This is a genomic window from Phosphitispora fastidiosa (assembly GCF_019008365.1).
Taxonomy (GTDB): Bacteria; Bacillota; Thermincolia; order Thermincolales; family UBA2595; genus Phosphitispora; species Phosphitispora fastidiosa.
In genome coordinates, this window is the sequence record NZ_JAHHUL010000020.1 from 1 (window position 1) to 15,206 (window position 15,206).

Annotated in this window: 12 protein-coding genes and 1 pseudogene; 12 read left to right on the forward strand and 1 reads right to left on the reverse strand. The window is 46.2% G+C overall.

Translation table 11 applies throughout. The features are described from left to right. Positions 1 to 261 precede the first annotated feature (261 nt). A complete protein-coding gene (locus tag Ga0451573_RS15700) occupies positions 262 to 1,146 on the reverse strand; it encodes a LysR family transcriptional regulator (protein ID WP_231685102.1) in 885 nt (294 codons plus the stop codon). Between the two features lie 123 nt (positions 1,147 to 1,269). On the opposite strand from Ga0451573_RS15700, the gene selD reads away from it, so the two are divergent. The 12 genes and pseudogenes from selD to topA all read left to right on the forward strand — a co-directional run bounded on the left by selD (position 1,270) and on the right by topA (position 15,156). Beyond that, positions 1,270 to 2,313: a selenide, water dikinase SelD gene (selD, locus tag Ga0451573_RS15705; RefSeq protein WP_231685103.1), complete on the forward strand. Its 1,044-nt coding sequence runs from the start codon at positions 1,270 to 1,272 to the stop codon at positions 2,311 to 2,313. A 51-nt stretch (positions 2,314 to 2,364) separates the two neighbouring features. Beyond that, positions 2,365 to 2,715 (forward strand): annotated as a pseudogene (locus tag Ga0451573_RS15710) (DsrE/DsrF/TusD sulfur relay family protein). Positions 2,716 to 2,784: 69 nt separating this feature from the next. After that, the gene (gene lpdA / locus Ga0451573_RS15715) at positions 2,785 to 4,164 is read left to right on the forward strand and encodes a dihydrolipoyl dehydrogenase (protein WP_231685104.1); all 1,380 of its coding nucleotides are present in this window, start codon (positions 2,785 to 2,787) and stop codon (positions 4,162 to 4,164) included. 136 nt (positions 4,165 to 4,300) lie between these two features. Continuing rightward, positions 4,301 to 5,425: a selenoprotein TsoY gene (tsoY, locus tag Ga0451573_RS15720; RefSeq protein ID WP_376797701.1), complete on the forward strand. Its 1,125-nt coding sequence runs from the start codon at positions 4,301 to 4,303 to the stop codon at positions 5,423 to 5,425. A 42-nt stretch (positions 5,426 to 5,467) separates the two neighbouring features. Further along, on the forward strand, positions 5,468 to 6,253 hold the full coding sequence (locus Ga0451573_RS15725) for a respiratory nitrate reductase subunit gamma (RefSeq protein ID WP_231685106.1): 786 nt from the start codon (positions 5,468 to 5,470) through the stop codon (positions 6,251 to 6,253). Further along, on the forward strand, positions 6,250 to 7,500 hold the full coding sequence (locus Ga0451573_RS15730; RefSeq protein WP_231685107.1) for a (Fe-S)-binding protein: 1,251 nt from the start codon (positions 6,250 to 6,252) through the stop codon (positions 7,498 to 7,500). Before Ga0451573_RS15725 ends, Ga0451573_RS15730 begins: the two co-directional genes overlap by 4 nt. Before the next feature lie 153 nt (positions 7,501 to 7,653). Beyond that, complete coding sequence (locus Ga0451573_RS15735) at positions 7,654 to 8,754, forward strand: HAMP domain-containing sensor histidine kinase (RefSeq protein ID WP_231685108.1); 1,101 nt, start codon at positions 7,654 to 7,656, stop codon at positions 8,752 to 8,754. Between the two features lie 184 nt (positions 8,755 to 8,938). Next, positions 8,939 to 9,811: a non-homologous end joining protein Ku gene (gene ku / locus Ga0451573_RS15740; protein WP_231685109.1), complete on the forward strand. Its 873-nt coding sequence runs from the start codon at positions 8,939 to 8,941 to the stop codon at positions 9,809 to 9,811. Beyond that, positions 9,808 to 10,749: an ATP-dependent DNA ligase gene (locus Ga0451573_RS15745; RefSeq protein WP_231685110.1), complete on the forward strand. Its 942-nt coding sequence runs from the start codon at positions 9,808 to 9,810 to the stop codon at positions 10,747 to 10,749. The genes ku and Ga0451573_RS15745 overlap by 4 nt, the downstream gene beginning before the upstream one ends. A gap of 5 nt (positions 10,750 to 10,754) precedes the next feature. Then, positions 10,755 to 11,660, forward strand: coding sequence for a non-homologous end-joining DNA ligase (gene ligD, locus Ga0451573_RS15750; RefSeq protein ID WP_231685111.1), 906 nt, complete (start codon positions 10,755 to 10,757; stop codon positions 11,658 to 11,660). Between the two features lie 123 nt (positions 11,661 to 11,783). Beyond that, positions 11,784 to 12,896 (forward strand): DNA-processing protein DprA, encoded by a 1,113-nt coding sequence (gene dprA, locus Ga0451573_RS15755; protein WP_231685112.1) that lies wholly within the window; start codon positions 11,784 to 11,786, stop codon positions 12,894 to 12,896. Positions 12,897 to 13,059: 163 nt separating this feature from the next. Next, a complete protein-coding gene (gene topA, locus Ga0451573_RS15760) occupies positions 13,060 to 15,156 on the forward strand; it encodes a type I DNA topoisomerase (RefSeq protein WP_231685113.1) in 2,097 nt (698 codons plus the stop codon). Positions 15,157 to 15,206 lie beyond the last annotated feature (50 nt).

Here is a 15,206-nt window from a genome sequence, read left to right on the forward strand (position 1 = left end):
CAGATGGTGAGAACACTAAGGAGGCCCATTGGAATTACTACATTTTCAGGGAAGCGATAGGAAGACCGTATAACCCCAAGGATATGACGGGTAATTATGATCATTTATCAAGGTAGGAAATAGTCTTACAGCAAGGAACGGTCGCTTATTTAAGGGGGGTGGTAACCGCTTGGGAGCCCCGTTGTAGTAATTTTATCCACCCCTGCCTTATTAAATTTTAATGATCAAAAAGCGCGGGTTTTGTCATGAGCTGAAAAGAGCCTAATAGCTCTCTTTTTTTATATGTGACAAAAAGGCCAATGCTGCCGGAGAAAGGTGAACTCCTTTGGGATAAATACAGAGCAGCTTCCGGTTCATTTGCAGCTCAGGAAAACTGGGGGCACATAAAAGGCCGGTCTGCAGTTCCAGCCCCACGGTGAACCGGGACAGAAATGTAATCCCCATTCCGGCCATGACTGCCCTTTTCACAGCCTCGGTATCACCAAGGGTGACAACCCTGCCGGGTTTGATCTGGACACGTTCCAGAATGGCTTCCAGGGCCTTTCTGGTGGCTGAACCCAATTCCCTCATGATAAAAACCTCTTTAGTGAGCAGTTCCGGCTGAAAGACGGTCGTTTTAGACAAAGGATGGTCCGGACAAACTAAAAAAAGAATCTGGTCTTCAAGAATTGGTTCAATACACAGTCCCGGAGGGTCGGCAATTCCCGCAATAAAGGCCAGGTCGAAATCCCGGTTGGCAGCCCGGGCAGCGATTTCATCACTGCTGCCCAGTTCCAGGGAAGCCTCAATATTGGGATGCTGCTTCAGAAAAGTAGCCAGTGGAGTAGGCAGTAAATAACTGCCCATAGTTGTGCAGGCGCCAATACTCAGCTTACCGATATGAAGGCCCTGTAATTCCTGGAGGGTTCTGTCAGCCTCATCGGCCAGCCGCAACATCTGTTCAACATATTCAAACAACCTGCGGCCCGCTTCACTCAGGTAAACACCACGGCTGTGCCTGTTGAACAGGCTTATCCCTACTGATTTTTCAAGGGATTCAATCTGGCGTGACAGGGCCGGCTGAGTAATATGAAGTTTTTCGGCTCCTTTACTGAAGCTGCCGGATCTGGCGATTTCATAAAAAGCCCTGAGCTGGGATAACTCCATAAATCCACCACCTGATGATATAATGTATTATTATAGCTGCTATGATGATTATGCATTTCTATTATATCACTACATGTGGTAATATGTAAAATATAAGTTCTGTGGGAAAAGAGGGTAATAGCATTGAAAGAGAAACCTACTGTCAGGTTAACCAGTTTTTCGCCGGGTTCGGGCTGAGCCTGCAAAATAGATCCGGCGGATCTAAAACAGATTCTGACGAGCCTCCCCAAAATCAAGGATAAACGTTTTTATACGGAGGGCGCTGATGATGCGGCGGTCTTTAAAGTCAGTGAAGAATTGGCAATGGTCCAGACCGTTGATTTTATCACCCCGGTTTTAAACGACCCCTACTCCTTTGGAGCAGTAGCAGCTGCAAATGCCTTAAGTGATATCTATGCCATGGGGGCGGAACCGGTTTTTGCTTTAAACATCGTCTGTTTTCCCGTAAAAAGCCTGGCTGTCAGTATCCTTGAGGAGATCCTGCGCGGCGGGGCTGATATTGCTTTAAAGGCCGGGGTCACCGTTGCAGGGGGACATTCTGTGGAAGACAATGCTCCCAAGTATGGGATGGCTGTTACGGGTACGGTAAATCCCGAAAAGCTGTTATTTAAAAAGGGGGCGCGGCCCGGTGATAAGCTGTACCTGACCAAGCCTTTAGGGTCAGGAATAATAACAACTGCCATCGACCGCGATTTAGCCGGTACAGAGCTGACAGCAAAGGTCTATGACCTGATGGTGGAGCTGAACCGTGGCGCAGCCACTGCAATGTTGGAAGTTGGTGTCAATGCCTGTACTGATGTGAGCGGGTTTGGCTTCCTGGGCCATCTTTATGAGATGTTAACAGCAGGTGGGATAAGTGCGCAGATTTATACCGGCTCCGTACCGGTTATTGATGAGGTTTGGGACCTGGTCCGTTCCGGTATCGTACCAGCCGGAACTCATAATAATTATCGTTACCTGGCAGAAAAAGTGAAATCAGATAACGTAATGCCTGAAACCAGAACGGTTTTATGTGATTCCCAGACTTCGGGCGGATTGTTAATTGCAGTGACACCGGAAAAGGCAGAGAAGCTGGAAGAGTCGCTGATTAGAGAAGGATGCCTGGCAGCGGCGTGTGTTGGGGAAATCACAGGCGGGCCTTCAGGTATTATTGAACTTTTGCCATAGCGCAAAAATACGCTGTCTGATGACAGATGGTGAAATGAAAGGAGGGATAATGTGAAGTATCTTTTTATAGTTAATGACGGTCCCTATGGAACAGAAAAGGCCTATAATGCACTTAGGCTGGCCATGGTCATGCAAAAAGAGGTTGCTGCCGATGTCAGGGTTTTTCTGATGGCTGATGCTGTTGGCAATGCTGTAACAGGCCAGAATACGCCACAGGGTTATTATAATATTGAGCGCATGCTTAAGGGAATCCTGGTTAAAGGCGGGAAAGTCAAGTTGTGAGGGACCTGTATGGACGCTCGGGGACTGAGCGAAGTACAAATGGTCGAGGGAACTGAAAGAAGCAACATGATAGAATTGGCCCATTGGATGGAAGAGGCGGACAAGGTTGCAACATTTTAGCCAGGGTCCAAACATTCAGTTTTTACCGGAGGCTGCAGGCCTCCGGTAAAGTTTAAGGAGGTAAAAACTATGGCTTACAAAATAGTCATTCTGGGTGGAGGACCGGGAGGTTATGTGGCTGCCATCAGGGCTGCACAACTGGGTGCAAAGGTCATGGTGGTGGAAAAAGACCGTTTGGGCGGAACCTGCCTTAACAGGGGCTGCATTCCTACCAAGGCGTTGGTTTCCGGGACGGAAGTACTCCGAGGCCTTAGAAATAGTCGGGAATTTGGCATTGATGCCGGTAACCCGGTGATAGATTTTCCCCGTTTCATGAAGCGCAAGGACCAGGTGGTCCAAAGACTGGTTACCGGTATCAACTACCTGTTTAAAAAGCACAAGATTGAGACAGTAAAAGGCACCGGAAAACTGTTGTCTCCAAACAGTGTTCAAATTGACAAGGAGGATGGCAGCAGTGAAAAGGTACAGGCTGAGAACATAATTATAGCAACCGGCTCCAGACCGGCTGTCAATCCCTCATGGGGTTATGACGGGACAACAGTGTTAACAAGTGATGAAATCCTTAACCTGACGGAATGCCCTAAGAGCTTGCTCATAATCGGCGGCGGAGTCATTGGGTGTGAATTTGCCGGTATTTTTGCGGAGCTTGGCGCCGAGGTTACCATTGTGGAAATAATGCCTTCAATACTCAGCGGTATCGACAAGGAAGCGGCCAGGTTAATGCAGACTCTCTTTAAAAAGCAGGGGATTACTCTAAAGACCGGAACCGGAATCCAACAAGTAACCAAGGGTCAGGATGGTGTTGCGGTGACACTGGAGACCGGGGAGGAAATCAGGGCTGATCAGATGCTGGTTTCTGTTGGGCGGGCTTTTAATACTGAAGGTATAGGTCTGGACAATGTTGGTGTGAAGACCGGCCTCAAGGGCGAAATACCGGTCAATTCCAGGATGCAGACCGGTGTCGGGAATATCTACGCCATTGGTGATGTAACCAATAAGATACAGCTTGCCCATGTGGCCTCAGCCCAGGGTATTGCTGCAGTGGAAAATATCATGGGTATGGAAACTGAAATGGACTATACTGTGGTGCCCAACTGTATTTTTTCTTATCCGGAAGTGGCTTCAGTTGGGATAACCGGCCAAATGGCTGAAGAGCAGGGTATTGCCGCAAAAGCAGGAAAATTTCCTTTTATGGCTGTCGGCAGGGCTCTGGCAGCAGGACAGGCAGAAGGCTTTGTAAAAATCATTGCAGACCCGGTAACTGATAAAATTCTTGGGGTAACAATTGTCGGACCACATGCGTCAGATCTGATAGCTGAAGCAGCCCTGGCAGTAAAACTGGGGGCAACTGCTGCCCAGCTTGCCGGTACAATCCATGCTCATCCTACCTTGGCGGAAGCAGTAATGGAAGCCGCAGAGGCTGTACATGGACGCAGCATTCATATTTGATATGTTAATCTGTCATAACTAATATGATAAATATGCATTTCAATTATATTTAAGGTTATGGTAAGATAGGAACAACTTTAAAGGTAGGCCCGCAAGTACTACTATAAAAAGTACTACAGAAAGGAGAAAGTATCTAATGAAGTTTAATCCATTCAAATTCCAGGTACCTTTGGCTGCAGGAGGTATCACACTAATGGCCTTTAATTATCTGCAGTTTGCCGTACCTCATGGAGAGGGACTAATCAAATTGTCAGATATGCCCTGGGGAGGGTTTAGTACAGTTCAAAATCTGTTGTACCTTTTTTTAACCGGAATTATGTTGACTTTTACAGTGATTAGCTTGGTATCCACAGTTGTTCTTTTGAAAAGTTTAACAGTATGGCTTTTTAACAGGGAGGAATACAACGCTTTCATGAATGGGCCGCCCACCATGAGTATTGGTATTTTTGTTCCCATTGCCTCCATGTCAATGATTGCAAATGTGGTTTTGGCTCCCTTGGCTTTTTTTATCCCTCAAATATCGTCAAATCTGCAATCTTTGATGCTGCCCGGCTTTATTCTCTTTGGTTGTCTCTGGTTTATTCTGTTTACACTTGAATTCAAGTTTCTGAAGAACTGGTTAACCCGGCCGCTTGATGGAGCGAAATTGAATTTTGTGTGGCTGCTTGATGTCTTCGCCTTCGGTCTGGTTAATCTGACCGGTACCGGCATAGCCTCCATGTCAGCCAACAAAGAGCTTTCGTCTATAGCTGCCTTCGGGTCTCTGCTGGCTTTGAGTGTTGGTTTGTTTTTACTGGTAACTAAACTTAGTTATTTAGTTTACCTGCAGCTAAAATCTGTCAGTCTGCCGCAGAACCCCGTACTGCCCAGTTATTTCATTATGATTCCAATTACCTGTCTGTTTGGCATAAGTCTCCTGAGGTTTACAGATTATTTGCAGGTGCATTTTGGCTTTAATACAGAGGTTATCTCGTTCTTTTTAATCAATTTTTCATATGTCGCTGCAATTGGCTGGGGGATTTTCAGTGTTTATTTACTCAGCAGCTACTTTAAGGAATATTTCTATAGCAGTGAATTTTCCGCAACCCAGTGGGCGATGGTCTGAGCTTTCGTTGGCTCCCAAGTTTTGGGGGTTTATGTGTACGCAAATTATTTTCCCAATGCAGTACTTTCTGCCGTAAACTATATCAGCGTTATATTTGCATCAATCATGTATGCTGTTGTTTTTGGCAAGTTCTATCAAGCCCATAAAGTTAAGTGAATAGGAGAAACAGCTCCCAATATAATTAAGTGGGGTGGTTAGATGGATTCAGGTGTAGTTCTCTACTACAAGCCCTGGACAATATTCTGGGTAATTCAGTCTCTTGGACTACTACTATTAATAGTAGGATTGGTCAATAAATTCTCCTTTTATTTCAGCGGAAAAGGCAGACTACTTTATCGACAGCCTGACTGCAGAGCAATGTTCGCCGCCTTTTTCCGGGAAGTATTGTTTCAGAAACATATAGCCCAAAGAAGCTTTTTGCGCTGGTCAGTTCATATGCTGGTTTTTTGGGGCTTTATCGGACTAATGTCTCTCTCGGCAATAGCGGTGGCTTTGGAGACCGTTATTCCGGAAAGCTCCGGCATCAGCCAATATATGCTTCACGGCCAGGGCCACAACTATTATAAGCTGGCCGGAGACCTTTTTGGACTAATGCTGTTAGCCGGGGTGGCAGCTGCTTTCCTGAGAAGGTTTGTTTTCCGGGCCGAACAACTAAATACAGACTCTACTGATACGATAACATTGGTTTTTCTGTTTCTGTTGGTGATTACCGGGTTCTTCCTGGAGGCTGTGCGGATTGCGCTGTCCGGACCTGTACCCGGACTGGAGTATTCCTTTATTGGATACCGGTTGTCTGGATTTGCTTTATTTAAGGGGGAGTGGGTTCGTGCTGCGGCATCTGTGATCTGGATTACGCATGCCGTACTTACTGCCGCCATGTTGGCTTATTTTCCCCACAGCAAGTTTATGCACATCATCAATAGTCCGGCAGAAATTATCTTAAATGCTTCCGAAGAACGGGTAAGGGGTGATTTATATATATGAAAAAGAGTAATAGTAAAATACCTTTGGATAAATTAAGTCCCCGCCGGTTGATGTGCCTGGATGCCTGTACCAGGTGCGGAGAATGTCAGAATTGGTGCCCGGTGTATAGTCTTACGGAAAATGAAAAAGTTACTCCCAGGGCTAAAATAAAGAATTTCAAGTCTATCTTAAAAGCGCAGAACGGATTTCTGGGATTATTCAAATCTGACATTAGTCAGGATACCCTGTCAGACTTTTTGACAGGTCTGTATGAGTGTTCCTGCTGCAACCAGTGCCATTTCGTCTGTCCGTCAAGAATTGATACTGTTGAATTATGGGAAGATGTCCGGGAGGCCATGTTCAGGTCCGGATTAGGGCCAATTCCTGAACAAAGAACCTTCTGTGAGAATCTGGTCAAATTCGGGAATCCCTATAAAAAGGAACAGTCAGCCCGGACCGACTGGATAGAAGCCGGCCTTCAGGATGGAACACTGCTGTCCAGGCCGGAACTGATTACGGAAAATAAGGCTTCCGTGCTGCTGTTTATAGGTTGTACAGCAACCTTTGATGAAAAGGTAAGCAGAATTGCCAAACATACGGTTAATATCCTTAACGAGGCAGGAGTTAAGTTTGGGATTTTGGGGACAGCGGAAAACTGCTGTTATGGCAAGCTGCGCCGGATGGGAGATCCGACCTTTAAACAGTTGGCACAGCAAAACATCGAAAAGCTGAACAGTTTGGGATTTGATACTCTGGTTTCTGCATGTGCAGGGTGTTTTAAAACCCTTAACGCTGATTATCCCAAGGTTGGGGAGCAAAAATATAAGATTTATCATCTTTCTGAGTATCTTGACATTCTAATCCGGCAGGGACAAATCAAGTTAAAGGAGCCTATTCCAGGAAAAGTCACCTACCATGACCCCTGCCTGCTGGGACGGCACAACAATATTTACGACGCCCCGCGCCGGGTGGTTGAGGCAATTCCCGGAATGGAGTTCGTTGAAATGGAAAAAACCAGGCAGTTCTCAAGGTGCTGCGGGGTCGGCGGAGGCCTGAAGATTGCTAACCACGATTTGCAGGAAGCGGCATCGGTCCGCCGCATCAGAGATGCTGAGGAAACCGGAGCCGAGTATCTGACAACTCCATGCCCGACCTGCTTTTCAGGACTGTCAGGCGGCGCCTCAATAGCTGAATCAAAACTTAAAGTTATTCATATGGCAGAACTGGTGGCCAGGGCAATGGGAATTGCAACTGCTTCAAAAGACTAAAATTCGAAAAAACTTCCCACATATCTACAATCATTTCGGCCGGAAAATAGAGGGATTCCCCCGCTATATAACGAAAAAAAAGTAAGCTCCGAACAAAATTCAGACAATTCGTAAAAATTATGAATTAATAGAAAAGGGGATTCCGAAAAACAAGTGAAAAATGATGTATTTCCGGGGTATGATATTAGGAAGACCATCGCTTTGGTTTTTTCTTTGCTGATCACTTCTTCAGTGGTTTTAGGCAGCATTTTTTTAATCGGATTTAATTTACATCATAATATGAGTACAGCGCTGACCGGCCTGGAAGCATGGTCCGGATGCATGCCTGTTTTAGCGCTGCTGGCGGTTCCGCTGGGAGGTATTATCATAACTTCCGGAATCATTTTCAGGTATTTACACAGTACCCTGAAGCGTATTTACAGGATAACGGAGAGCTTGGATGAGGCCTCGGCAGGGAACTTCACAAATGTAATTGTAGATGACGGAACCGATGAAATTGCACATCTGGCCGCCTCCATCAATGATATGGTTGGGAAAATCCGGGAGTATCATGAAGATGACAAACGGATGCTGGAAGATCACTTCATGTATGAAAAGCTTACTGCTATCGGGGAGACTGCAGCAGGTACAGCCCATGAAATCCGGAACCCGCTTACAAGTATAAAGGGCTTCACATATCTTCTTCAGGACAAGTTTAAACACGGGGAACAAGGATGGGAATATGCGCAGATAATTAAAAAAGAGGTTCAGCATATTGAGGGTATTATCAACCAGTTCCTGATGATGGCGGTACCGACTTTCCCGGTGATGAAACAAAGCAGCATCCATGAATTAATTGACCAACTGCTGCCTGATACTGCCATGTATGCAGTTGATAACGGGGTTTTAATAGAAACAGATTTTTCCGGAGGCCTGCCTGAGGTTTACATCGACCGCCCGCAGATTACGCAGTTGGTTAGCAATTTATGCAGAAACTCGATTCAGGCCATGCCATATGGGGGGACCTTAAAAATTCAGACCAGGTTTTCAGGTGAGGAAAATATGGTCACCTTGATAATTAGTGATACCGGAACCGGAATTTCCCCCGATGTTCTCAACCGGATAGCCGACCCTTTTTTCACAACCAGAGAGGAGGCTGCCGGACTGGGACTGACAGTATGTTATCGGATTGTTCAGAATCACGATGGCATCATGCAGGTTAATTCTATTGAAGGTGTTGGCACAACCTGCATAGTAAAATTGCCTGTCCGGTAACACTAGAGAAATTCATCTGTTAATGGAGTGGCAGATATGTTGCGGAACGACTGGAGTCGTTGTAAAGCAATGTGTCTGCCGCTTCCTGTGCTTTAGGCAAAAATACTTCATTTAATTATGAAACACTGTCTGTACATGATAAATGTAATGGGGGTGATAATAATATAAAGTGAGGTGGGTTTTTGTGAGAAACCTTTGGAAGGGCGCTATCAGCTTCGGCCTGGTGCATGTACCTGTAAAACTGTATGCGGCCACTGAACGTAAGGACATTAAATTTAATTACCTTCATGAGAAATGTAAGACGCCGGTACGGTATGAAAAGATTTGTCCGACTTGCGAAACAGAAGTGCCTATGAATGAAATTGTCAGGGGATATGAATATGAAAAAGGTAAATATGTTGTTCTCAGTGATGAGGATTTTGAGAGTATTCCCCTGGCCACCGCAAAAACAGTAGAAATTATAAACTTTGCAGATCTGAGTGAAATAGATCCGGTGCTTTTTGATAAATCATATTACCTGGCTCCGGGAGACGGTGGGCAGAAGGCATATGAACTACTCAAAAAATCGATGGCGGAAACCGGAAAAGTAGCTATAGCAAAAGTTATCATCAGGTCCAAGGAATCTCTGGCAGCCCTCAGGGTATACCGGGATATAATTGTTATGGAGACAATGTTTTACCCTGATGAAATTCGGAATACGGAGCTGCTGCCGGAAATCAATTATAATGTGAAGGTAAGTGAAAATGAGGCTAAAATGGCATCAAATCTGATTGAAAGTCTGGCTGAGCCGTTCAGCCTGGAAAAATACCACAATGAATACCGGGCTGCGTTAAGTGAACTTATTGAGTCCAGGATCACCGGTAAAGAGGTAGAGGTTGCCCCCAGAGTGGAGACCGGCAAGGTAGTTGACCTTATGGAGGCTCTTAAGGCGAGTATCGACCTGGCCAAGGAAGAAAAGGAACGGACTCGGATGAAAAAGGACGCCAAACCAGGAGCAAAGGCCGGCAGAAAGGCCGCAGCAGGGTCCGGCAAAGGTCGCCGGAAGGCCGGAACATGAAGTTGAAACCGGTAATCCCGTTTGAACCGGTAAAGGCTGATGAAATGCCGGTTGGAAACCAGTGGACAGCTCAGGTTAAATGGGACGGAGTGCGCATTTTAACGTATTTTGACGGGGATATTGCTGCCTTATATAATAGGAAGCTGAATAACCGAACCCTTCAGTTTCCCGAGTTTGCTGAAATAAAGAGATATTGTTCCGCTGCATCAGTTGTGTTGGATGGTGAAGTAATTGCTTTAGAAAAAGGGAAACCCTCTTTTCATAATGTGATGAAGCGGGATGGTGTCAGACAACCGGATAAAGTTCTCCGGGCTATGAGAGAAACACCTGTGGTTTATATGATTTTTGATATCCTGTTTTATAACGGGGGATGGGTTACCGGTTCACCATTGGAACAAAGGCAGGAGATACTGCATGATGTGATAATACCTTCCGATCATGTACAGTTAGTTGAAAATTTTGATGACCCGCAATCTCTTTATAAAGTAGTTTCAGCACAGGACTTAGAGGGCATCGTCTGTAAGGACTTAACAAGTACATATGGTATCAAGGGTAAAGACCGCAGGTGGCAAAAACTGAAGAATTATCATGACTTGATTGCTGTAGTCGGGGGGGTGACCTTTCGGGGCGATATTGTAAATGCATTGCTGTTGGGCCTTTATGACCGGGAAGGCCGGCTTTGGTACATCGGGCATGCCGGAACGGGGAAATTGAACATGACCGAATGGAGGGCGCTGACTGAACGCATTAAGCCTTTAGTGGTCAAGGAGCGTCACTTCGTGAACAAGCCGGAGCGTATAAAAACTGCTGTTTGGCTGCAGCCTGTCATCACTGTTAAAGTAAAGTTCATTGAATGGACCGGGGGTCAGACTCTGAGACAGCCAAGTATTCAGGCGTTTGTAGAAATTCCGCCGGAAAAATGCCGCTTGGAAAGGTGATTTAGTTGGATAGAGAGGTTATTGTCGCCGGAAAAAGCCTTCGACTGACAAACCTGGAAAAAACGATGTGGCCCGGTGATAGTATAAATAAGGCGGGACTTATTAAGTATTATGCTGAAATTGCAGATATCCTGCTGCCACATCTGAGGGACAGGCTGTTCGTAATGAGCCGGTATCCTGATGGGATTGATGGGGAGATGTTCTATCAGAAGGATTGTCCGGGGTATGCTCCGGAATGGGTGAAAACATTTCCGGTGAGGTCGCCTGAGGCAGGTAAAACGATAAACTATATTATTTGTAATGACCTGCCTACACTATTATGGCTGGCCAATCAGGCCTGTATAGAACTTCATATCTGGCTGGCCAAGGCGCCGGAAATAAACTACCCCGATATTATGGTTTTTGATCTGGACCCGATGCCTCCGGCAGGTTTTGCTGACACACTTGAGGTTGCTGTTTTGGTAAAAGAGGCTCTGGACCAGTTTGGCCTTTACGGATATCCCAAGACCTCGGGCGCCACGGGCCTGCATGTCTTTGTTCCCGTCAAGCCTGAATATACCTATAGTGAGGTTCGGGATGCCGTAGAGTTTATCTGCCGTCAGGTGCATGCGGTTTTTCCCGGCAAGACGACCATGGAAAGATTAGTGGCCGACCGGGGAGGGAAGGTTTACTTGGATTACCTGCAGAATACCCGGGGCAAGACTATGACTTTTCAATACAGCCTGCGTCCGGTCCCCGGAGCGCCGGTATCGGCGCCGCTGACCTGGGAAGAGGTCAGGCAGGGCAAGGTACGTCCCGGTGATTTTAACAGCGGTAATGTCTTGGACAGAATCAGGCAGGTCGGGGATCTTTATGGGGATTTTCTCAGACCTGGCCAGGGGCTGCAAAAACTGGTAGCAATGGTACGCTAATAGAATAATTTGACAGAAAAATTCCTTCCCATGCAGGAAATTAAGGAACTACCCCGAAACAGTGTAAAGGATAAAAAGGCTTTATGTTTTGAGAAATCTAACTATCTGTCAGGGGTGCAGTTTGTGGATTCCAAGGCTTATTATGTTTTGCTGAGCATGGTGGAAGGTTTGGGGCCGCGCCGGCTTGCTGCTTTGATTGAGTTCATGGGTTCAGCGGAAAAGGTTTGGTATGGAAGTGAAGCAGCTTTAAGGTCTATACCGGGAATTCCGGCAAAGGTTATTTCGAGTCTTCTGGACAGGCGCAGGGAATTAAAACCGGAAGCAGAAACACAAAAACTTGCGGACTCCGGAATCGGGGTTATTTCTATCGAGGAACCCGAATATCCGCTATTGTTAAAAAACATTTTTGACCCTCCAAAGATTTTATATTTCAAGGGGAAGAAGAGTATCCTGAATAAAGAGATGTTTGCTATAGTGGGAGCCAGGAAGGCGACCCATTATGGATTAACGGCAGCCCGGGCGATAGCGGGTGAATTGTCACACGCCGGTCTGGGCATTGTATCCGGTATGGCCAGGGGAATTGATACGGCAGCCCATAGGGGGGCCCTGGATTCAGGTGGAATCACTATTGCTGTTTTGGGATGTGGGGTCGATGTGGTATACCCCAGGGAGAACCGAAATATAATGGAAGAGATAATTCAAAAAGGAGCGGTGATTAGTGAATTTCCTCCGGGAACCTCACCTGTGGCCGGCAACTTTCCGCAGCGCAACAGACTCATCAGTGGATTATCCTGTGGTGTATTGGTTATCGAAGCTGCCGAGAAAAGCGGTTCCCTGATTACGGTGGATTTTGCCCTGGAACAGGGGCGTGAGGTATTTGCCGTCCCGGGGCAGGTGACTAACAGGATGAACCGGGGCTGCCACCGGCTTATCCGACAGGGTGCCTGCCTGGTGGAAAACGCAGGAGATATTCTTGAGGAACTGGGATTGGCTGTTCCTGATCAAGGGGTACTTCCCGGGCGGGAGCTGTGTGGTGTCTCAGGTAATATTTATTTGACCGATGAAGAAAAAAGGGTATATAATATTATTTCAGATGACCCGATAAGCAGTGAAACAATCATATGCAGCACCGGGATCAGGCCTTCTGAGGTTATGTCTATGCTTCTGGTTATGGAATTAAAAGGCCTCGTCAGGCAGCTTCCCGGACAGAGATATGTCCGGAGTATCCTTGTTTAAAAGCATTTTTTTGTAACTGTATATATTTTTGTAACTGTATATATTTTTGTAACTGTATATAAACGTAAAGTTGCGGTTAAGACTACGAAATGACAGCACTGTGTTAATGGGGAATTGCTCTTTTGAATATTTAGAAGCAGAAGCTGTTACAGGGGTGATAATTTTGTCAAAGTATCTGGTGATTGTAGAGTCGCCTGCCAAGGCCAAAACCATAGGAAAATTTCTTGGCAAAAAGTATACTGTAAAGGCATCTATGGGACATATCAGGGATTTGCCCAGAAGCCAGTTTGGAGTAGATGTGGAAAAGAACTTTGACCCTAAGTACATCACTATCAGGGGCAAAGGTGATATTTTGAAGGAACTGCGCAGCGCAGCCAAAAAGTCCACTCATATCTTGCTGGCCACTGACCCTGACCGGGAGGGTGAGGCAATTGCATGGCATCTGCAGTACCAGCTGCAGATCAATGAAAAGGAAAAGTGCCGGGTAGAATTTAATGAAATTACAAAAGATGCCGTCCAAAAGGCGATGAAGTCCCCGCGCACCATTGATGAGCCCAGAGTAGATGCCCAGCAGGCCAGAAGGGTTTTGGACCGCCTGGTCGGCTATAATCTCAGCCCGCTGCTCTGGAGAAAAGTTAAAAAAGGGCTTAGCGCCGGTCGTGTTCAGTCAGTAGCGGTGCGGCTGGTTTGTGACCGGGAAGAAGAAATTAAGGCATTTGTTCCTGAAGAATATTGGTCCTTGACAGGTATTTTCAGGAAAAAAGGCAATAAGAGTGATATTACCGCAAAACTTCTGAAACATAATAAAAAGAAAATAAACATCTTAAACAAAACTGAGATGGACAGAGTCATGTCAGACCTTAAAGAGGTTGACTATGTCATCGATGACATCAAGAAAAGAGAAAAGAAGCGGAATCCATCCCCGCCCTTTACAACAAGTACGATGCAGCAGGAAGCTTACCGGAAGCTGAATTTTGCGGCCCGGAAAACCATGCAGGTGGCCCAGCAGCTTTATGAGGGTTTGGATATTGGTCCTGAAGGTACGGTAGGTCTGGTTACATATATCAGAACAGATTCCACCAGAATCTCTGAAACAGCTCAGGAGGAGACAGCACAATATATCCTTGATAACTATGGGGCCGACTATAAGCCTGGCAAGGCAAGGCAGTACCAAACCAAGGGCCGGACCCAAAATGCCCATGAGGCTATCAGGCCGACAACCATTATCCACGAACCTGAAAAGATTAAAAAGTTTCTCAGCAGGGACCAGTATAAACTATATAAACTGATTTGGGAGCGGTTCCTGGCAAGCCAGATGAGTTCTGCGGTGGTGGATACCACGACGGTAGATATTATGGCCGGAGAGTATACTTTCAGGGCAACCGGTTCAGTGGTGAAATTCCCCGGGTTCATGAAGGTTTACACTGAAAGCCGGGACAATGGTGACAAAGAGGAATCTGGGTCACTGCCTGCGGATTTGGAAAAGGGCAGCTCTCTTGAAAAAAAAGGCCTGGAACCGAAACAGCATTTTACCCAGCCGCCTCCGCGATATTCGGATGCCAGTCTTATTAAGGCCCTTGAGGAAAACGGGATAGGCCGCCCGAGTACCTATGCGCCAATAGTGGAGACAATCCAAAAGAGGGGCTATATAATAAAGGAAGAAAAACAGTTTTTCCCCACAGAGCTGGGTTTTGTGGTGGTTGACCTGTTGAAGGAGCATTTTTCCGATATTATTAATATACAGTTTACTGCTGCCATGGAGGATAAGCTTGACAGCATAGAAGAGGGCGCTACCGACTGGATAGAAATTATCCGTGAATTTTATACTCCGTTTAAAGAAACACTGGAAAAGGCGGAAAAAAACATCGGTGTCATTGAGATAGAAGACGAGGTAAGTGATGAGGTTTGTGACCTGTGCGGACGTAATCTGGTTATTAAAATGGGAAGGTATGGCAAGTTTCTGGCCTGCCCTGGTTTTCCCGAATGCCGGAATACCAAACCCCTTTTGGAGACTATCGGGGTTTCCTGCCCTCAATGCGGAGGAGACGTAGTTTTGAAGAGAAGTAAAAAGGGTCGGAAGTTTTACGGGTGCAGCAACTACCCGGATTGTGACTTTGTCTCTTGGGACCAGCCTACAGATAAGAGATGTCCTCAATGCAGCAAAGTTCTGGTGCAGAAATCCGTAAGCGGTAAAGGAACGGTTCTTAAATGCTCGGGTAGCGACTGTAAATACCAGGAAAAAGCAGCAGTTGTTGAATAATCGTCAATTCGGGGGCCAGTCAACTATCTAATCAAGAAAGGGTTTTGGCT

Coding starts and splice junctions, on each gene's coding strand:
- Ga0451573_RS15700 (WP_231685102.1), bottom strand. CDS start 1,146: ATGGAGTTATCCCAGCTCAGGGCTTTTTATGAAATCGCCAGATCCGGC.
- lpdA (WP_231685104.1), top strand. CDS start 2,785: ATGGCTTACAAAATAGTCATTCTGGGTGGAGGACCGGGAGGTTATGTG.
- Ga0451573_RS15725 (WP_231685106.1), top strand. CDS start 5,468: ATGGATTCAGGTGTAGTTCTCTACTACAAGCCCTGGACAATATTCTGG.
- Ga0451573_RS15730 (WP_231685107.1), top strand. CDS start 6,250: ATGAAAAAGAGTAATAGTAAAATACCTTTGGATAAATTAAGTCCCCGC.
- Ga0451573_RS15745 (WP_231685110.1), top strand. CDS start 9,808: ATGAAGTTGAAACCGGTAATCCCGTTTGAACCGGTAAAGGCTGATGAA.